19 protein-coding genes are annotated in these 20100 nt (G+C 37.1%); 14 read left to right on the top strand and 5 right to left on the bottom strand.

Going from position 1 to position 20100, the window contains the following annotated elements; genetic code table 11:
* Positions 1-8: 8 nt before the first annotated feature.
* The 4 genes from opp4B to glpT all read right to left on the bottom strand — a co-directional run bounded on the left by opp4B (position 9) and on the right by glpT (position 4548).
* Positions 9-977, bottom strand: a complete 969-nt coding sequence (gene opp4B / locus CQ058_RS20060; protein WP_002188315.1) for an oligopeptide ABC transporter permease — start codon at positions 975-977, stop codon at positions 9-11.
* Between the two features lie 14 nt (positions 978-991).
* Complete coding sequence (locus tag CQ058_RS20055) at positions 992-1918, bottom strand: ABC transporter ATP-binding protein (RefSeq protein WP_002188316.1); 927 nt, start codon at positions 1916-1918, stop codon at positions 992-994.
* Positions 1905-2924 (bottom strand): ABC transporter ATP-binding protein, encoded by a 1020-nt coding sequence (locus tag CQ058_RS20050; protein ID WP_002188317.1) that lies wholly within the window; start codon positions 2922-2924, stop codon positions 1905-1907. Before CQ058_RS20050 ends, CQ058_RS20055 begins: the two co-directional genes overlap by 14 nt.
* 274 nt (positions 2925-3198) lie before the next feature.
* Entirely contained in the window at positions 3199-4548 is a 1350-nt protein-coding gene (glpT, locus tag CQ058_RS20045) for a glycerol-3-phosphate transporter (protein ID WP_002188318.1), read from the bottom strand.
* Positions 4549-4819: 271 nt separating this feature from the next.
* Between glpT and CQ058_RS20040 the strand changes: the two genes are divergently transcribed.
* From CQ058_RS20040 to CQ058_RS19985, 12 genes are all read left to right on the top strand, one after another.
* Positions 4820-5278, top strand: coding sequence for a MarR family winged helix-turn-helix transcriptional regulator (locus CQ058_RS20040; protein ID WP_002125240.1), 459 nt, complete (start codon positions 4820-4822; stop codon positions 5276-5278).
* 19 nt (positions 5279-5297) lie between these two features.
* The gene (locus tag CQ058_RS20035) at positions 5298-6911 is read left to right on the top strand and encodes an MDR family MFS transporter (RefSeq protein WP_105589944.1); all 1614 of its coding nucleotides are present in this window, start codon (positions 5298-5300) and stop codon (positions 6909-6911) included.
* A 138-nt stretch (positions 6912-7049) separates the two neighbouring features.
* Positions 7050-8021: a ribose operon transcriptional repressor RbsR gene (gene rbsR, locus CQ058_RS20030; RefSeq protein WP_105589943.1), complete on the top strand. Its 972-nt coding sequence runs from the start codon at positions 7050-7052 to the stop codon at positions 8019-8021.
* A gap of 13 nt (positions 8022-8034) precedes the next feature.
* Positions 8035-8931 carry a ribokinase gene (gene rbsK, locus CQ058_RS20025; RefSeq protein ID WP_002010585.1) on the top strand — a complete coding sequence of 299 codons (897 nt, stop codon included), beginning with the start codon at positions 8035-8037 and terminating at the stop codon, positions 8929-8931.
* Entirely contained in the window at positions 8928-9323 is a 396-nt protein-coding gene (rbsD, locus tag CQ058_RS20020) for a D-ribose pyranase (RefSeq protein ID WP_002125248.1), read from the top strand. The genes rbsK and rbsD overlap by 4 nt, the downstream gene beginning before the upstream one ends.
* Before the next feature lie 18 nt (positions 9324-9341).
* Positions 9342-10826, top strand: coding sequence for a ribose ABC transporter ATP-binding protein RbsA (gene rbsA / locus CQ058_RS20015; RefSeq protein WP_002125250.1), 1485 nt, complete (start codon positions 9342-9344; stop codon positions 10824-10826).
* Between the two features lie 3 nt (positions 10827-10829).
* On the top strand, positions 10830-11765 hold the full coding sequence (locus CQ058_RS20010) for an ABC transporter permease subunit (protein WP_002029798.1): 936 nt from the start codon (positions 10830-10832) through the stop codon (positions 11763-11765).
* A 14-nt stretch (positions 11766-11779) separates the two neighbouring features.
* On the top strand, positions 11780-12703 hold the full coding sequence (gene rbsB / locus CQ058_RS20005; RefSeq protein WP_002125255.1) for a ribose ABC transporter substrate-binding protein RbsB: 924 nt from the start codon (positions 11780-11782) through the stop codon (positions 12701-12703).
* Positions 12704-12741: 38 nt separating this feature from the next.
* Positions 12742-13389, top strand: a complete 648-nt coding sequence (fsa, locus tag CQ058_RS20000) for a fructose-6-phosphate aldolase (RefSeq protein ID WP_000667669.1) — start codon at positions 12742-12744, stop codon at positions 13387-13389.
* Between the two features lie 299 nt (positions 13390-13688).
* Complete coding sequence (gene inhA2, locus CQ058_RS19995) at positions 13689-16082, top strand: M6 family metalloprotease immune inhibitor InhA2 (protein ID WP_002125257.1); 2394 nt, start codon at positions 13689-13691, stop codon at positions 16080-16082.
* A 318-nt stretch (positions 16083-16400) separates the two neighbouring features.
* A complete protein-coding gene (locus CQ058_RS19990; RefSeq protein WP_002125258.1) occupies positions 16401-16742 on the top strand; it encodes a hypothetical protein in 342 nt (113 codons plus the stop codon).
* 16 nt (positions 16743-16758) lie between these two features.
* Entirely contained in the window at positions 16759-17088 is a 330-nt protein-coding gene (locus CQ058_RS19985) for a hypothetical protein (protein WP_002125259.1), read from the top strand.
* 18 nt (positions 17089-17106) lie between these two features.
* Here CQ058_RS19985 and CQ058_RS19980 read toward each other — a convergent pair whose 3' ends face one another.
* Positions 17107-18261, bottom strand: coding sequence for an MFS transporter (locus CQ058_RS19980; RefSeq protein ID WP_002125260.1), 1155 nt, complete (start codon positions 18259-18261; stop codon positions 17107-17109).
* 226 nt (positions 18262-18487) lie between these two features.
* Between CQ058_RS19980 and bdhA the strand changes: the two genes are divergently transcribed.
* Entirely contained in the window at positions 18488-19540 is a 1053-nt protein-coding gene (gene bdhA / locus CQ058_RS19975; RefSeq protein WP_000645834.1) for a (R,R)-butanediol dehydrogenase, read from the top strand.
* Between the two features lie 118 nt (positions 19541-19658).
* Positions 19659-20003, top strand: a complete 345-nt coding sequence (locus CQ058_RS19970; RefSeq protein WP_000948238.1) for a potassium channel family protein — start codon at positions 19659-19661, stop codon at positions 20001-20003.
* Positions 20004-20100: the final 97 nt, after the last annotated feature.

The raw sequence follows: 20100 nt of genomic DNA, 5'->3' as shown, positions 1-20100 counted from the left end.
CACCTCCATTAATCAATACGAATACGTGGATCAACGATGCTTAGAATAATATCGGAAAGAAGAGTCCCGAGTAGCGTTGCGAATCCAGTAAATAATACAAGAGCAGTTACGACACTGAAATCACGTTGAGTGATAGATTGGAAAAATAGTTGTCCAATTCCTGGGTAGCCGAAAATGTTTTCTAGAATAATAGAGCCCCCAACTAAACCTGTAATTTCATATCCTAAAAATGCTGCGATTGGTAAAAATGAATTTCGTAAAATATGTCTGGAATATACTTTAGATTCTGGTACACCTTTTGCCTTTACCGTGCGTACAAAATCTTTATGTTTCGTATCGATAATTTCACTTCGTAAATATTGGACAGTTCCTACAGTTCCAATTAATGCCCCAGATAAAGCTGGTAAAATCATATGATTTAATTTACTTAAGTAGTAATCAAATGATCCGGTTGCAACTTGTGGGTCAACGCTACCACTCGTAGGGAAAATTGGATATAAAAAGCCGAATAAGAATAACATTACTAATCCGAAAATAAACAGTGGTGTACCGAATCCTAAAAAGTTATATAGCGTAATGAGTCGATCAGCCCACGTATCATTCCAACGTCCACTTATAACTCCAAGTGGAATAGCAATTAAGTAAGTAAGAATAAGAATAAAAAGAGCTAACAGTATTGTATTGCCAAGACGTTCCCCAATAATATCCGTTACTTTTATTTTATGTGCGTAAGAAATACCGAAATCCCCTTGCACGGCATTTGAAATCCACCTTACATATTGAGTGGGAATAGGATCGTTTAAACCTAGTTTTTCACGTTGTTCTTCAATCACTTTTGGATCGGCTTTTGGATTTGCTAGTTCAGCGCCACTTAATGCATCACCTGGCATTGCCTTAGCCAGTGTAAAGACGAGTACGCTTAATATGAATAATTGCGGTATCATAACTAAAACCCGGCGTAATATAAATTTCCACATGTTTTATCACTCCCTTAAGGTAATGCCACCCGGTGAGTTGGCGAGATTGGTTTTAAATCGTAAGCACGTCCATTTTCATTGAAATAATTTTCGTAGGATTTCTCATACTCAGCGCTTACCTCACGACGCAATTTACGTTGTTGCTCGCGGTTTTCTGGACGAATATCAGGAATAGCTGATATTAGGCGTTTCGTATAGATGTGCTGTGGATTATTATAAATTTCTGCACTAGTTGCTTCTTCGACAATGCGCCCTCGATACATTACACCGATGCGATCACACATATGACGAATTACGCCTAAATCGTGACTTATGAATAGGTACGTTAATCCAAGTTCAGATTGTAAATCTTGTAAGAAGTTTAAAACTTGCGCTTGTACCGACACGTCAAGTGCAGATACAGGTTCATCTGCGATAATAAGCTTCGGTTTTAATGTAAGTGCGCGTGCAATACCAATCCGCTGTCTTTGTCCACCGGAAAATTCATGTGGGTATTTATAAATAGACTCTGGATTTAACCCAACTTTATCAAGGTATTCTTGAACTGCTCGACGCTCTTCATCGGGTGAGAGCTTTTCAAAATTCCGAAGTGGTTCGGCAATAATATCGATAACACGTTTCTTCGGGTTTAAGGATGAATAAGGATCTTGAAAAATCATCTGAATATCTTTTCGTTGTTCACGTAGCTCCGAGCGACTTAATTTCGTTAAATCTCTATTATTAAAATGAATGTTACCGCCTGTAGCTTTCGTTAAGTGCATAATTGCTTTACCAGTTGTTGATTTGCCGCTACCTGATTCACCAACGATTCCATATGTTTCACCAGGCTGCAATTCAAAACTTACGCCATCAACTGCTCGTACGTAATCTAATGTACGTCCGAAGAACCCACCCTTAATTGGAAAGTGTACTTTTAAATCTTCTACTTTAAGCAGTGCCATGAGTTACGTCATCTCCTTTCTTATGTTGGAAGTTGAAGTGCTTATAGCAAGTACAACGTACCCAATGGTCTGGTTTTACTTCATGTAAAACAGGATTTTCCTCATGTTGATCTGGTCTAACCCAAGGGATTCGGGCTTGGAATCGACATCCAGTGCGAGGAAGCTTCGCTAACGAAGGAACCACGCCTTGAATTACATGCAATTTTTCTTTTTCCGCATACGCAGATGGAATTGAGTTTAATAGAGAACGAGTATATGGGTGAAGCGGGTTATTAAAAATCTCTTCTACTGTTCCTGTTTCTACAACTTGTCCTGCATACATAACGACAATACGATCAGCTGTTTCGGCAACAACGCTTAAATCATGTGTAATTAAAATGATGCCCATTTTCGTTTGTTCTTGAATAGATTTTAGTAAGTCTAAAATTTGTGCTTGGATGGTTACGTCAAGAGCCGTTGTTGGCTCATCCGCAATAATGAGTGCTGGGTTACAAGCAATCGCAATCGCGATAACAATTCTTTGTCTCATTCCGCCAGATAATTCGTGAGGGTATTGTTTATATGTAAATTCTGGTTTTGGAATACCAACTTGATGGAGTAGTTCTAAGGTGCGTTCTTTCTTTTCTGCTTTCGAAAGGTTTGTGTGGTAGTCTAAGTTTTCTTCGATTTGTTTTCCAACTGTCATAAGAGGATCGAGTGCTGTAAGAGGTTCCTGGAAAATCATACCGATGTTTGATCCGCGTACTTTATTCATCTCTGCGGTCGACATAGTAAGTAAATCCTTATCTCTATAGTTAAGTTGCCCTTGTAATTTTGTATTTGCTTCATTATGCAGTCGCATAATGGAAAGGGCAAGTGCACTTTTTCCGCAACCGGATTCACCAACTATCGCGACAATTTCATTTTCATGGACAGTTAACGAAACGTTATCAACTGCTGCATGATATTGATCTTGTATGCGAAAGGAAGTCTGTAAGTTTTCAATGCGAAGAAGTGGATTCTTCATGGTTATCCCTCCATCTTTTCTGAAAAGACTAAATATTTAGTATGTTGTTGCTATTTTAATATAAAGTGACAATGTTTGACAAGAGTAAATATTCAAAAATCTTTTTATATAGAGATGAGATGCAGTAATATAAGGATAAAAACCCTTTTAAAACGCTCACAATTATGGGTTGGATTGATAAATTATTTGTAATAAAAAAGTACTATATGTAGAAAAAAGAGAGGTGTTCTGGAAAGAACTGTCTCTCTTTTTTTTGTAAGTATAATATTAGTGTTTAAGCTTGTTTTTGTTTTGTAGATCCTGTATTTAAAGTAAGAGCAAGGAAGAACATTGCAAGCACACAAGAAGCAAGGAGCAAAATGAATCCGCCGTCCCATCCGAATCCATCTACAATAAAGCCCATAGCTGCGCTAGCAAAAGTAGCTCCCCCTAGGTAACCGAAGAACCCAGTTAACCCAGCGGCAGTTCCAGCAGCTTTTTTGGGTGCTAAGTCAAGCGCGTGAAGACCAATTAGCATAACAGGTCCGTAAATTAAAAATCCAATGGAAACAAGTGCGATACTATCAATGATTGGATGCCCAGCAGGATTTAGCCAGTAAACAAGAACGGCAATGAATACACCGACCATAAATAGAATGCCAGCAGGTGCGCGGCGCCCTTTAAATAGTTTATCACTCATCCATCCGCAAAGAAGTGTACCTGGAATACCAGCCCATTCGTATAGAGCATAAGCTGTACGTGAGCTACTGTGAGTAAAGCTTTTTTCTTCTACTAAATAAGTAGGAGCCCAGTCTACAACGCCGTAACGAACGAAATAAACAAAGACATTAGCGATAGCGATGTACCATAAAAACTTATTGTTTAATATGTATGTAAATAAAATTTCCTTTACCGAAAGTTCGCGTTCACGGTCCGCTACTTTTTCATCTGATGGATATTCCCCAGTATGTTCTTCAATAGAAGGTAATCCGCAAGATTGAGGTGTATCTCTCATCGTAATTAATACATAAATCCCCACCAAAATTGAAAGAATACCTGGGAAGTAAAATATACTTTTCCAGTCATTTGCAAAGAAATATAAGCCTAATGTAACGAGAGAAGGCATAAGCGCGCCGCCGACATTATGAGCGACGTTCCAAATAGACATTTTTGTACCACGTTCACTAATGGAGAACCAGTGAACCATCGTACGACCACAAGGAGGCCATCCCATACCTTGTACCCATCCATTTAAAAACTGAAGTACAAACATAAGTATAATGCTCGTTGTAATGAAAGAAAATGAGCCGAAAATAATATTAATGATACCGGATAAAAATAGCCCAGCTGCTAAAAAGTAGCGAGGATTACAACGATCGGATACGATACCCATAAGAAATTTACTTAATCCGTAAGCGATAGATACTGCTGAAAGGATAACCCCAAGTTCCCCTTTACTAAAGCCTTGTTCGATTAAGTATGGCATTGCGAGTGAAAAGTTTTTTCGAACAAAGTAGTAACCCGCATAACCGATGAAGATACCTAAGAATACTTGCAAACGCAATTTGCGGTATTCGCTATCAGTGCGATCAGCTGGTAAGCGTTCTGCGTGGGGCGCAGGTTTAAATAATTGTGTGAAAAACATAAAATGAAAATCCTCCCCTAATTAATTGGAAGCGTTTTAAGACAGAGAGAATACAAAAAGGCTATGAAATATAAAAAAGTTCCCTTCTTTATGATTCATAGCCATATACTCCGATTCTCCGTGACTGTCAATATTAACTTCGACGAAAATTATACAACTTTGTGACAAGAATGTAAACGTTTTTATAAAGAAAGTTGTTGACGTATTTTGTTTGTGGGATTAATATTTAAATACGTTAAATATTTTATTGCTTAAATAAGAGGTGGATAACATGCCAAATGATATGACTCATATTGATAAGATTCAAGCTCTTACATTCGCTATAGGAAAGAAAATGCAAACAGAGCTATTAGAACAAATGCAAGCATCAGGACTTACACCACCGCAGTTTTATATTTTAAAGATTTTAGATCATTACGGAGCTTCAAGAGCGACACAATTGGCGGAGAAAATGTACGTGAAACCGAGCGCGATTACAGTAATGACTGATCGTTTAATTGATCATGGGTTAGTAGAGCGCTATCACGACGATAATGATCGCCGCGTTGTTGTCATTGAGCTAACGAAGAAGGGGAAAGCTACAGTAGAAGAAGCGATGGCGGCTCGTAATGAGCATATTGCAAAGTACTTCTCACACTTAGAATTACAAGAGAGGGAAGATTTGTTGCGCCTCTTTGAAAAGCTAGAAACAATTATTTGCGGGAAACCAGAGAAAAAAGAGAAAAACTAAGAGGAATTGAGGAGATTACATGGAGCAACAAGAAAATCAGAATAGAAAGTTGTTGTTAATCGGTTTAGTAATCGCAATGCTATTTGCTGCATTGGACGGAACAATCGTTGGTACAGCAATGCCGCGTATCGTCGGTGAACTAGGTGGATTAAGTTTAATGACATGGTTAACAACAGCTTACATGTTAACATCAACAACGGTTGTACCGATTGCAGGTAAATTAGCGGATTTACTTGGGCGTCGTAACGTATATATAGCAGGATTAATTATCTTTATGGTTGGTTCAGCGTTATGTGGTATGGCAAACGGTATGACAGAATTAATTATTTTCCGTGGTATTCAAGGTCTTGGTGGCGGTATTATGATGCCAATGGCTATGATTATTATCGGAGATATGTTCACGGGAAAAGAACGTGCTAAATGGCAAGGTATTTTTGGAGCTCTATACGGTCTTGCCTCTGTAATTGGACCACAAGTTGGTGGTTGGATTGTAGACGCAGTGAACTGGAGATGGGTATTCTATATTAACTTACCAGTTGGTATTTTAGCGACAATCTTCATTGCAATGGGATTAAAAGCACATAAACAAACAGGACCAATTAAAATTGATATCGCTGGAATCTTCACGATGATTCTCGGTGTTGTAAGTTTATTACTTGCGTTAACGTTTGGCGGAAAAGATTATGCATGGGGTTCTTGGCAAATTATCGGGTTATTTGCACTAGCTGCCATTGGTATTGTTAGCTTTATTATCGTTGAAACGAAGGCTGAAGAACCAATTTTACCGATGTACTTCTTTAAAAACCGCACATTTACACTACTGAATGCGATCGGTTTCTTTATGAGTATCGGAATGTTTGGAGCAATTATGTTCGTACCGTTCTTTATGCAAGGAATTGTAGGCGTAAGTGCTGCTGAATCAGGAACGATTATGACACCGATGATGATTACAATGATCGTTATGAGTATTATTGGTGGTCAGCTTGTATTAAAAATTGGTGTGAAACCACAAATTATTACAGGGATGCTTATTATGGCTAGTGGTTTCTGGTTATTAACAACGATGGATATGCACACAACTAAGCTTACCGCTACTTCTTATATGATGGTTATCGGTTTAGGAATGGGTCTTGTTATGCCGATATTAACATTAGCATTACAAGAAAGCTTCCCGAAAAAAGATCTTGGCGTTGTAACATCATCAAGTCAATTCTTCCGTCAAATCGGTGGAACGTTTGGGATTACAATTTTAGGATCAATTATGAATAATACTTCAGGCACAACGTTAACAAATAAATTAGTACCTGTATTAGACACATTCCCAAAAGAAGCGGGACAAATGGTAACAAAATTTAAAGATATGATTCATACAGATCCACAAAGTTTATATTCTATGCTATTTAGTCCAGAGGCATTAAAACAAATGCCAGAAGCATTTTCTAATAGCATCGTACCAATTTTGAAAAGCTCTTTAGTGGACTCACTTCATACTGTATTCTTAACAGGATTGGTATTTATCGTAGTAGGTGCTATCTTTACGATTTTCTTACAGAAAATTAAACTGTCTGATCGTAAAAAAGATGCTGAAGAGCCTGCTGTAGAAGAAAAGGAAAAAACTGTATCATATTCGTAATAAAAAAGCATCGCCTTATGGCGATGCTTTTTTTGAGTATAACCTTAAAAGCTTTTTAGTTAGAAATGATTGACGTATTTTTATAAATGCGTTATATTATTTTCTGTAAACGGTTACATGAAATGAGGAGAAAAGAGAATGAGTACGATTAAAGACGTTGCAAAATTAGCAGGGGTATCTGTTGCGACCGTTTCCAGAGTGTTAAATAAAAATGGATATGTCCATGAGGATACATTAAAGAAAGTAGAGCGAGCAATTGAAATGCTAGATTATAAGCCTAGTACAGTAGCGCGTTCTTTATATAATAAAAAGTCTCGTTTAATTGGCTTAGTTGTTCCAAATATCATGAATCCATTCTTTCCGGAAGTTGCACGTGCTGTAGAAGATGTAGCACATAAGCAAGGTTACACAGTTGTACTTTGTAACTCTGATGAAAATTTAGAAAAAGAGAAGCAATACATTGATGTGCTTAGACAAAATAATGTGGACGGATTTATTGTAGCAACGAATCCACAAAATAGTGTTAATTACATGAATTTGTCTATTCCAGTTGTTGCGATTGACCGTATGTTTAATGAGCGCATTCCTACTGTATATGCAGATAACTATGCAGGGAGCCAGGCGGCGACAAAGTTATTAATAGACAAAGGGTGTAAACATATTGCACATATTCGTGGACCGCGTGATGTGAGCACAGCTAATGAACGTTTTGAAGGTTTTGTAGACGTTATTACGCAAAATAATCTTTCTTATATGATTGCAGAGAGTACATTCGATCCAGCTAATAGTGAACGGGTAGCGGTGGAATTATTAGAAGAATATCCGCATATTGATGGAATTGTTGCTGGGAATGATTTAATTGCAATCGGCGTTGTAAAGGCTGCACTTCAAAAGGGAATTTCTATTCCAGACGATTTACAAATTATTGGATTCGATGGAATTTCTTTAACTGAAATGATGTATCCATCTATTACGACTGTTGCACAGCCAATTTATGAAATGGGGAAAATTGCAACAGAATTGTTGTTAGAGCAGATGGAAGGAAATCCATTAGAAGAGAAACACTATCGTTTACCGATTGAAATTATAGAACGAAATACAACGAAGTAAGGAGATGAGACAGATGCCAAATATTGCAGTAGTAGGTAGCATTTCAATGGACTTAGTGGCTGTTTCAAAAATACGGCCGAAAGCAGGAGAAACAGTAATTGGTGAAGCGTTTCATACGATACCAGGAGGAAAAGGGGCCAACCAAGCAGTTGCTGCAGCTAGATTAGGAGCAAATGTAGCGATGGTTGGTGCAGTAGGAAATGATGATTACGGAACAGTAGTTAGAAAAAATTTGGAGAACGAACGCATTTTTATCGACTATGTGGTACCGGTTACAGATAGGACGACAGGAATCGCTCATATCGTTTTAGCAGAAGAGGATAACAGTATTGTTGTCGTACAAGGAGCAAATGCTCTTGTAAATGAGTCGATTGTAGATCGTTCAAAAGACCTTCTTGTAAAAGCTGATATGGTTGTTCTTCAACTAGAGATTCCGCTTGAAACAGTAAAATACGTTCTGTCTATTTGTGAGGAGCATAAAATTCCAGTTATGTTGAATCCGGCTCCAGCACAATTTTTATCAGAAGATATTTTAGAAAAAGCGACTTATATTACGCCGAATGAACATGAATGTCGCATCGTATTAAATGATTTCACATCACCAATTGAAGAGTTACTTGCGAAATATCCAAATAAGCTATTGATGACGGAAGGGTCTAATGGTGTTCGTTTCCATAACGGAACGGAAGTTGTTCAAGTTCCAAGTATTGCTGTAGACGTAGTAGATACGACTGGAGCAGGTGATACATTTAACGGTGCGTTAGCAGTTGCGCTTTCTGAAGGAGCAACACTTCAAAAGGCAATTCGTTTTGCAAATATTGCTGGTGGTCTTTCTGTAACGAAACTTGGGGCACAGGGCGGTATGCCAACGAGAGATAGAGTACGTGAAGTGCAGGTGATTGTCGGATGAAAAAGCACGGTGTATTAAATAGCGAAATTGCGGCAGTCCTTGCTTCACTTGGACATACAGATACGATTGTAATTGCTGATTGCGGGTTACCTATTCCTGATGGAGTAAAACGAATTGATTTAGCAGTTGAAATCGGAAAGCCTAGCTTTTTAGACGTATTACAAGTAGTTGCTGATGATATGGCAATTGAAAAAGTGATGTTAGCAGAAGAAGTTATTATAAATAATGCAGAGGTAAATAAAGAAGTTGAGATGCGATTAATAGAGCCAGCATTTGAATATGTGTCTCATAAGGAATTTAAAGAGCATACAAAGAGAGCGAAGGCGATTATTCGTACAGGAGAAGCAACGCCTTATGCGAATGTTATTTTACATGCAGGCGTGATTTTTTAATAAAGGGATGTGATGAGAATGCATATTGAAATGAAGAACATTTCAAAAGCGTTCAGTGGTAATCCTGTTCTAAAAAACGCACAGTTTATGATTGAAACAGGAGAAGTCCATGCATTGATGGGGGAAAATGGAGCGGGGAAATCGACGCTCATGAAGATTTTAACAGGTGTATATAAAAAAGACAGTGGAACAGTCATGATTGATGGGAAAGAACGAACTTTTAAAAGTGCGAAAGAAGCTGAAGAGTATGGTATTGCATTTATCCATCAAGAGTTGAACATATTACCGAATTTAACGGTAGCTGAAAATATGTTTCTTGGAAAAGAGTTAATGTATGGGAAAACGGGCATTTTACGTACGCGTCAAATGAATGCGATTGCCCAGCAACAATTAGCAGATCTTGGTCTACATGTGAGAGGTGCTATGCTAGCAGGTGAATTATCAGTTGGACAACAGCAAATTATTGAAATTGCTAAAGCATTAATGACAAAGGCGAGCGTTATTATTATGGATGAACCTACAGCAGCATTAACAGATCGCGAAATTGAAACTCTGTTTATTGTTATTAATAAATTGCGTAAAGAGGGCGTTTCATTCGTTTATATTTCACACCGGATGGAAGAAATTTTTTCAATATGTGATGCTATTACGATTTTGCGTGATGGAGAATATGTAGGGAAAAGATTAATTCCAGAAACGTCATTTGATGAAGTAGTTAGCATGATGGTGGGCCGCAGTATTGGTGAACGTTATCCAGAACGAAATAGTCAAATTGGCGAAGTGATTTTTGAAATGCGAAACGGAACGAAAAAAGGAAAATTTGAAAATGTTTCGTTTCAAGTTAGAAAAGGTGAAATCCTTGGTGTTGCGGGCTTGATGGGAGCTGGTCGCACGGATATTATGAAAGCAATATTTGGATATGAACCGCTCGATTCAGGAAAAATTTTCATGAATGGACAAGAAGTAAAAATTGATAGTCCAATTGATGCGATTAGACAACGAATTGCCTTTATTACAGAGGATAGAAAATCTGAAGGGCTTGTGTTAGATTTTTCGATTCGTGAAAATTTAGCTTTACCAAATTTAGAAAGTCTTTCAAAGGGAAGCGTGGTTAATAAAGGTTTAGAACGGCAATTTACAGAGGATATGATGAAGCTTCTTAATGTGAAAGCAGCAAACGGAGAGCAAGCTGTCAAATCTCTTTCTGGTGGAAATCAGCAAAAGATTGTAATTGCAAAATGGTTAGGTATTCATCCGCAGTTACTCATTTTAGATGAACCAACGAGAGGTGTAGATGTTGGGGCTAAAAAAGAAATTTACTCTATTATGAATAAGCTTACCGAGCAAGGAGATGCCGTTATTATGGTATCGTCTGAGCTTCCAGAAGTTTTAGGAATGAGTGATCGAGTTCTCGTCATTCATGAAGGGAAAATCGGTGGTATTTTAGAGAAAGATCAGGCATCGCAAGAGTCTATTATGGCACTAGCTACAGGGGGAGAGTAAGATATGGCTAAGAAGGGGAATGTATTACAACAACTTGGTTCTTTAATTGGATTAGTATTAATTATCGTAGTAATTACAGCTTTAAATCCAGCATTTATTGAAATTCCAAATTTATTTAATATACTGCGCCAAGTATCGATTAATGCACTCATTGCATTTGGAATGACCTTCGTTATTTTAACAGGGGGTATTGACTTATCGGTAGGTTCTATTTTAGCATTATCAAGTGCACTTGTTGCCGGAATGATGGCAAGTGGCATGGATCCGTTCCTTGCAATGGTAGTTGGATTGTTAGCAGGTCTTGCAATGGGGATTGTAAACGGTATCATTATTGCGAAGGGAAAAGTAGCTCCGTTTATTGCAACTTTAGCAACAATGACTATTTTTCGCGGGTTGACGCTTGTTTATATGGACGGACGTCCGATCACTGGTCTTGGTGATCATTTAATGTTCCAAATGTTTGGCCGTGGTTATTTCCTTGGTATTCCTGTGCCAGCCGTTACAATGATGATTGCTTTTGCAGTATTGTACTTTATTTTAAAGAAAACAACGTTTGGTCGCCGTACGTTTGCGATTGGTGGAAATGAAGAAGCGGCAGCTTTATCAGGTATTAATGTTACGAGAATTAAAGTAATGATTTACGGTCTTTCCGGAATTTTGGCAGCGCTTGCAGGTATTGTCTTAACATCAAGGTTAGATTCTGCACAGCCGACTGCTGGTACTTCTTACGAATTGGATGCAATTGCTGCAGTTGTGTTAGGAGGAACGAGTCTTTCAGGTGGAAGAGGATGGATTGTTGGTACATTCATCGGTGTGCTTATTATTGGTGTACTAAATAACGGTTTAAATTTATTAGGTGTATCTTCTTTCTTCCAACAAGTTGTAAAAGGACTTGTAATCTTACTAGCTGTACTAATTGATCGTCGAAAAGAAGCGTAATGGAGGGGCAATTCATGAAAAAATGGTTACTGATACTCGTTGCATGCATCATGGTAGTTACTGCTGGTTGTTCAATGGAACCACCAGAATGGGCAAAGGATTCTAGCGATAAAGGTCGAAATAAAACTATTAAAGTTGGATTTTCTGTTTCAACTTTAAATAATCCATTTTTCGTCACGTTGAAAAAAGGTGCAGAAAAGAAGGCAAAAGATAGCGGCATTGAATTAATTGCTGTTGATGCACAAAATGATGCGGCGAAGCAAACAAATGATGTTGAAGATTTAATTCAAAAAGGTGTCGATGTAATTGTTATTAATCCAACCGATTCAGATGCTGTTGCTTCAGCGGTAAGTGCAGCTAATGCAGCCAATGTTCCTGTTATTACAGTAGACCGGGTTGCGAATTCAGGTAAAGTTGTTTCTCATATTGCTTCCAACAATATAGAAGGTGGTCAAATGGCTAGTGATTACATTCGGGAGTTAGTTGGTGAAGGAACAAATGTTGCTGAGTTAGAAGGAATCCCTGGATCGTCTGCTGCTCGTGAGCGTGGGAAAGGATTCCATAACGTAGCTGATAAGTCTTTAAAAGTAGTAGCAAAACAAGCAGCTGATTTCGATCGTGCAAAAGGATTATCCGTTATGGAAAATATTTTGCAAGCAAATAGCGATATAAAAGCAGTGTTTGCTCATAACGATGAAATGGCATTAGGCGCAATTGAGGCATTGAAATCTGCTGGTAAAACAGATGTGGTTGTTGTTGGATTTGATGCAACAGATGATGCTGTAAAAGCGGTTAAAGATGGGCGTATGGCAGCAACAGTCGCTCAAAAACCAGAATTAATCGGAGAGAAGGCGATGGAAACAGCGAAAGAGATAACACAAGGTAAAAAAGTGGACAAATTTATTCCGATTGAATTAGAGCTTATTAAGAAAAAATAAATAAATATAAAATGAAAATTAGGAAGGAAGAATAACAAATGAAATTTTTTATTGATACAGCAAACATTAACGAAATTAAAGAGGCAAATGCATTAGGTGTAGTAGCTGGAGTAACGACAAATCCATCACTTGTAGCAAAAGAAGGCGTAGATTTCCATGAGCGTATTCGTGAAATTTGCAGCTTTATTGAAGGACCTGTAAGCGCAGAAGTAATTAGCTTAGAAGCTGATAAAATGATTGAAGAAGGAAAAGAGTTAGCAAAAATCGCTCCAAACGTTGTTGTAAAAGTTCCAATGACAACAGAAGGCTTAAAAGCAGTAAAAGCATTCTCAGATTTAGGAATTCGTACGAACGTTACATTAGTATTCTCAGCGGTGCAGGCATTACTTGCAGCTCGCGCTGGTGCGACATACGTTTCACCGTTCTTAGGTCGCCTAGATGATATCGGTCATAACGGTATGGACTTAATTCGCCAAATCGCAGAAATCTTTGCAATTCACGGCATTGAAACAGAAATCATTGCAGCATCTGTCCGTCATAGTGTTCACGTAACAGAAGCAGCATTAAACGGTTCACATATTGCAACAATCCCAGCAAACGTAATCGCTTCATTAGTGAAGCACCCATTAACAGATCAAGGAATTGAGAAATTCTTAGCTGATTGGGAAAAAACACAAGAGAAATAATACGAAATGGAGAACCCAAGTTTAATTAACTTGGGTTCTTTTTTTTGTTTGAAAGAATTTTCATGCAATTGTGCATATTGTCTTTTAAATTTTTAATATAAGCTATTTAATATATACAAATCACTCTTTATTTTTCACATTTCGACATAAAAAGATAGAGGGTCTGACCAGAAAACTGGAGGACATGATTCTATAACAGAAAGCTTATTGCTTATAGAATCATGTCTTTTATTATACAAGGGAGGATAGATTACGTATTTTTATCTGAAGTTTAAGATTGATACAAGGGGATGAGTAAAATGAGAAAAAAAGCTCCATTTAAAGTGTTGTCATCGTTAACGATCGCGACAATCATCGGATGCTCAGCTGTAATGAGTGCTCCGTTAGCATACGCAGAAACGCCAGCAAAAGAAAGTGTGTCTACAACACCAATTGATTACAATTTAATTCAAGAAGATCGTTTAGCGGAAGCACTGAAGGAAAGAGGAACAATTAATCCAGCATCTTCTAAAGAAGAGACGAAAAAGGCTGTAGAGAAATATATTGAAAAGAAACAAGGGGATCAGGCAAATAAAGAAATTCTTCCAGCGGATACTGCTAAAGAGGCATCTGATTTTGTGAAAAAAGTAAAAGAGAAAAAAATGGAAGAAAAGGAGAAAGTAAAGAAACCTGAAAAAAATGTTAGCCCTGAGCAAAAACCGGAACCAAATAAAAATCAATTGAATGGGCAAGTTCCAACTTCTAAAGCAAAGCAAGCGCCATATAATGGACCGGTTCGAAATGATAAAGTATTAGTATTACTCGTTGAATTTAGTGATTATAAACATAATAATATTGATCAAACGCCAGGGTATATGTATTCGAAAGACTTTAGTAGAGAGCATTATCAAAAAATGTTATTTGGTAATGAGCCGTACAAGCTATTTGATGGTTCGAAAGTAAAAACGTTTAAACAATATTATGAAGAGCAGTCTGGCGGTAGTTATACGACGGATGGATATGTAACCGAATGGCTAACTGTGCCAGGGAAAGCGTCTGACTACGGTGCTGATGGTAGTAGTGGTCACGATAATAAAGGACCAAAAGGCGCACGTGATTTAGTGAAAGAAGCTTTACATGCAGCTGCTGAGAAAGGGTTAGATTTATCTCAATTTGATCAATTTGATAGATATGATACAAATGGTGATGGAAATCCAAATGAACCTGATGGTGTAATTGATCATTTAATGGTAATCCATGCTGGTGTTGGTCAAGAAGCTGGTGGCGGTAAATTAGGTGATGATGCAATTTGGTCACATCGTTCAAAATTAGCGATAGATCCAGTAGCGATTGAAGGTACAAAATCAAATGTAGATTACTTTGGTGGAAAAGTAGCAGCGCATGATTACACAATTGAACCAGAAGATGGAGCAGTAGGTGTATTTGCGCATGAATTTGGACATGACCTTGGTTTACCGGATGAATATGACACGAAATATACTGGAACTGGTTCACCTGTTGAAGCGTGGTCATTAATGAGTGGAGGTAGCTGGACAGGAAAAATCGCAGGAACAGAGCCAACTAGTTTCTCACCACAAAATAAAGATTTCTTACAAAAAAATATGGGTGGTAACTGGGCAAAAATTTTAGAAGTAGATTACGATAAAATTAAGCGTGGTGTAGGAGTTCCTACATATATTGATCAAAGTGTTACGAAATCCAATCGTCCAGGCGTTGTACGTGTTAACTTACCAGGTAAAAGTGTTGAAACAATTAAACCGGAGTTTGGAAAGCATGCATATTATAGTACAAGAGGAGATGATATGCATACAACATTAGAAACACCATTCTTTGATTTAACAAAAGGAACAAATGCAAAATTCGATTATAAAGCAAATTATGAGTTAGAAGCAGAGTGTGATTTCATCGAAGTACATGCTGTAACAGAAGATGGAACGAAGACGTTAATTGATAGAGTTGGAGAAAAAGTAGTACAAGGAGATAAAGACACGACAGATGGAAAATGGATTGATAAATCATACGATTTAAGTCAATTTAAAGGGAAGAAAGTGAAACTACAATTCGACTATATTACAGATCCAGCTTTAACATATAAAGGTTTCGCGATGGATAATGTAAATGTAACAGTTGATGGACAAGTAGTATTTTCTGATGATGCAGAAGGAACATCTAAAATGCAGTTAAATGGATTCGTTGTTTCTGATGGGACAGAGAAGAAACAACATTATTATTATTTAGAGTGGAGAAACTATGCTGGATCAGATAATGGATTAAAAGCAGGAAAAGGTCCGGTGTATAATACTGGTCTTGTCGTTTGGTATGCAGATGATAGTTTCAAAGATAACTGGGTTGGGGTACATCCAGGTGAAGGCTTCCTTGGTGTTGTAGACTCTCATCCAGAAGCGTTTGTTGGTAATTTAAACGGGAAACCAGCGTATGGTAATACAGGCATGCAAATTGCAGACGCTGCCTTTTCATTTGATCAAACACCCGCATGGAGTGCAAATTCATTAACACGTGGACAGTTTAACTATTCTGGATTACAAGGTGTTACAACTTTTGATGATTCAAAAGTATATAGTAACAAACAAATTGCAGACGCGGGAAGAAAAGTTCCAAACCTTGGACTTAAATTCCAAGTTGTTGGACAGGCAGAGGATAAATCGGCAGGCGCTGTTTGGATTAAACGTTAATAACATAAAAGCACATTCTTCATATGAAGAGTGTGCTTTTTAATTTGTACATTAAGTTATTATTTTAGCTTATGTAATACAATTGTCTGTTCATATGTAGTGTATCAAATTATGTGGGTAAAGGAAATATTTCCGAGGAAATTGTCGAAGTATCGTCGGTATTTATACACTTTCTTTGTAGAAGAAGAAATGTAGTATTGCCTTTACAGTTTAATTTATTTACATTGTTATTTGGCTATACACAAAAGTGATATATTCGGCAATCAAAGAGCTCTATTCGATAGGGCTCTTTTTTATGGATAGAAAGGAGTGAACTAAATGAAAGAAATAATTGAATGTCCACAGTGTGAAGGGAATATTACTGCACAACATATTATTGATCTCCCGCATCCTTTTTCATTCAGGTGTCCACACTGTAAGGTGAAATTAAAAGAAATGAGGATCACACCATGTTTAATATTAGCGGCAATTTGTATAATTCCACTGTTTATTATGATTGGAGAGAGTATTAAGGAATTACTAGTAAAATATTTTTCTATTATAGATGATGTACCAACTGTACTTATTTTCTTCTTATTTTGTTATCCGTTGTATTATCTTTATGAAAAATATAATGCCATATTGTTTATTAAATACGGCTTGTTGAAAGTCAAAAGTTGAATAGGAGCTTATCATTATGTTGTGGAAAGTTTATTTAGTAATTATAGCGATATTAACTATAACTTCGCTAGTAAGAGGCATGTTTCAAACACTAATTCAAAAGTTTGATTTTGTGGTGACTATAATCACGTGGATTGGGCTATTTGGTTTTGTCTTTGATGTAGAGATAGTAACCCCACTCGTTTGGAAATGCATCTTCCTGTTTAGTGTTATTTGGACTTTGAGTGCCGTTTTTGTTTTACGTTTATATGAAGAGAAGGATGACCCGCTACCTTTTATATTCAAATTAATTGGTATTATCCCAACGCTGCCATTATATTACGGATTATATCAATATGCATTTTAAAAAAAGACAATGATGGAATTAACCCATCATTGTCTTTTTTACTTTGCTTCTTACAAAAATCATTCCAGCAAATGTTAACAAGAATGCAGTTCCGATAACGAAGCTGACGCTAGGCGATGCCCCGATTGCTCCGACTGTAAAGGAGCCAGCAACAACTCCTAATGAGAAGAAAGCATAAAACAATCCGAATGCTTTTCCGCGCTTATCATCTGTCGTATTTTCAACAAGTAATGCATTTATCGATGGGAAAAGGATAGCGAATCCAATGCCATAAATCATCATAACGATAAAGAGCATACCTTTTGTTGCGAATAATCCAAGTAAAGATAACGCGAATGCCATTACTGCAATCCCAATTAGCATGAGTTTTGAACGATTAAATCGATCGTAAATACGGTTTGTTGGTAGCAAGAAGAAGAGGATAGCGGTAATTCCGAATACACTTAACATCATGCCTGTTGTAGATGCTTTAAGCGCTAATGCCTCAACTTTCACTGGTAGCATATAAGTGACAATTCCTTGTGAGAACATTAGTGTGAAAGCACCAATATATGCTTGCAATAACGGTTCTGATTTCAATAGTTCAATCATATCTTCTTTGTTCATCATTTGTGTTCTTGAGGTATCTTTTCTTGATACGTTATTTGGTAAGAAGAATAGAGATACGATTGTACCAAGGACCATTAAAATAGAAATGGTGATGAACACCCACTCTATACCAGCAGTTGCTTTCATAATTCCACTGAAAGCCGGTCCTACAATTGCCGCTGTTCCAACAGCAGCACCAGATAGAGCCATTGCCTTACCTTGTCTTGCTGAATTTGTTTGTTTTGATAAAAACGTAAAGGCAGCAGGAATTAAAAATCCGTCACTAAAGCCGTGCATAAAGCGCACAACTAATAGTTGTTCACCACTTTGAACAACGGTGTATAACAAGACTATGAAACTCGTAAGTCCCATGCTTATATAAAGTATTTTTTTTGCACCAAATTTATCGACAGCAGCGCCAGCAATAATATTACCGATCATATTAGCGAATGAGTACATACCGACAACTAGCCCAATAATAAGAGGAGATCCTCCAAGACTTTGAGCGAACGTACTCATAATAGGTAATTGTGAAAATGTATCTAGAAACGCTACGATAACAATAAAGTAAATAAAATATTTCAAGCGATATTCACCTCTCCTATGCTATTATGGCATAATGCTAATTTCAACCGCAATGAAATTAGCATTAACAGATGTGGAAAAAAGTACAAAGTGACAAAATATTGAACGTTATTTGTTAAAATTTAGTGGAATTGAGATTGTTTTTTTGAAATATATGGATAGAAGTATTATAATAGATTGGTAAACTTCACCAGGTTAAGTATATACGTAGAGAGGGATGTATAAAATGAAAGCATTACTTTGGCATAATCAACGCGATGTACGAGTAGAAGAAGTACCAGAACCAACTGTAAGACCAGGAGCAGTTAAGATTAAAGTGAAATGGTGTGGTATCTGCGGAACAGACTTGCATGAATATTTAGCAGGACCTATTTTTATTCCAACAGAAGAGCACCCATTAACACACGTAAAAGCACCGGTTATTTTAGGTCATGAGTTTAGTGGTGAGGTAGTTGAAATCGGTGAAGGCGTTACTTCTCATAAAGTGGGAGATCGCGTCGTTGTAGAACCAATTTATTCTTGTGGTAAATGTGAAGCTTGTAAACATGGACATTACAATGTTTGTGAACAACTTGTTTTCCACGGTCTTGGCGGAGAAGGCGGCGGTTTCTCTGAATATACAGTAGTACCAGAAGATATGGTCCACCATATTCCTGATGAAATGACGTATGAACAAGGTGCACTTGTAGAACCTGCAGCGGTAGCAGTTCATGCAGTACGTCAAAGTAAATTAAAAGAAGGGGAAGCTGTAGCAGTATTTGGTTGTGGTCCAATTGGACTTCTTGTCATTCAAGCAGCTAAAGCAGCAGGAGCAACTCCTGTTATTGCAGTAGAACTTTCTAAAGAACGTCAAGAGTTAGCAAAATTAGCAGGTGCGGATTATGTATTAAATCCAGCTACTCAAGATGTACTAGCAGAAATTCGTAACTTAACAAATGGTTTAGGTGTAAATGTGAGCTTTGAAGTAACAGGTGTCGAAGTAGTACTTCGTCAAGCGATTGAAAGTACAAGCTTTGAAGGACAAACTGTAATTGTTAGTGTGTGGGAAAAAGATGCGACAATTACGCCAAACAATCTTGTACTAAAAGAAAAAGAAGTTATCGGTATTCTTGGATACCGTCATATCTTCCCAGCTGTTATTAAATTAATTAGCTCTGGCCAAATTCAAGCAGAGAAATTAATTACGAAAAAAATCACAGTAGATCAAGTTGTTGAAGAAGGATTTGAAGCACTTGTAAAAGATAAAACACAAGTGAAAATTCTTGTTTCACCTAAATAATAGAGAATAGTAAAAAGTAGCCCTTTTCTAGAAATAGAAGAGGGCTACTTTTTTTCTATACAGAAAGGTGATAGACTTTCCTTTAACTACAGGTATTTTGTTTGGAAGGGGAAGTCTAATGCTTTCATTTATGTTGACATTGAAACGGATGCTAAAAGCTTGTTTACGAGCGTGGAAAGATAAAGAATTTCAAGTATTATTCGTATTAACATTTTTAACATTAACATCTGGTACGATTTTTTATAGTACAGTTGAAGGATTACGTCCTCTTGACGCTCTATATTTTAGTGTGGTTACGTTGACGACTGTCGGTGATGGGAATTTTAGTCCGCAAACTGATTTCGGAAAGGTATTTACGATTTTATACATATTTATCGGGATTGGATTAGTGTTTGGATTTATTCATAAATTGGCAGTTAATGTGCAACTGCCAAGTATATTATCGAAAAGAAAAAAAGAGTAAAGCGGTTAATCGCTTTACTCTTTTTTTACATTAGTTTAGACAAGTATTTGCAGTAGCTTAACAATATTTTATTACAATGTAAGTGTATTCATTCATT

It is taken from the genome of Bacillus sp. MYb56 (genome assembly GCF_002976445.1).
Classification (GTDB): domain Bacteria; phylum Bacillota; class Bacilli; order Bacillales; family Bacillaceae_G; genus Bacillus_A; species Bacillus_A mycoides.
This window is presented reverse-complemented; position numbering and strand designations above follow the sequence as displayed.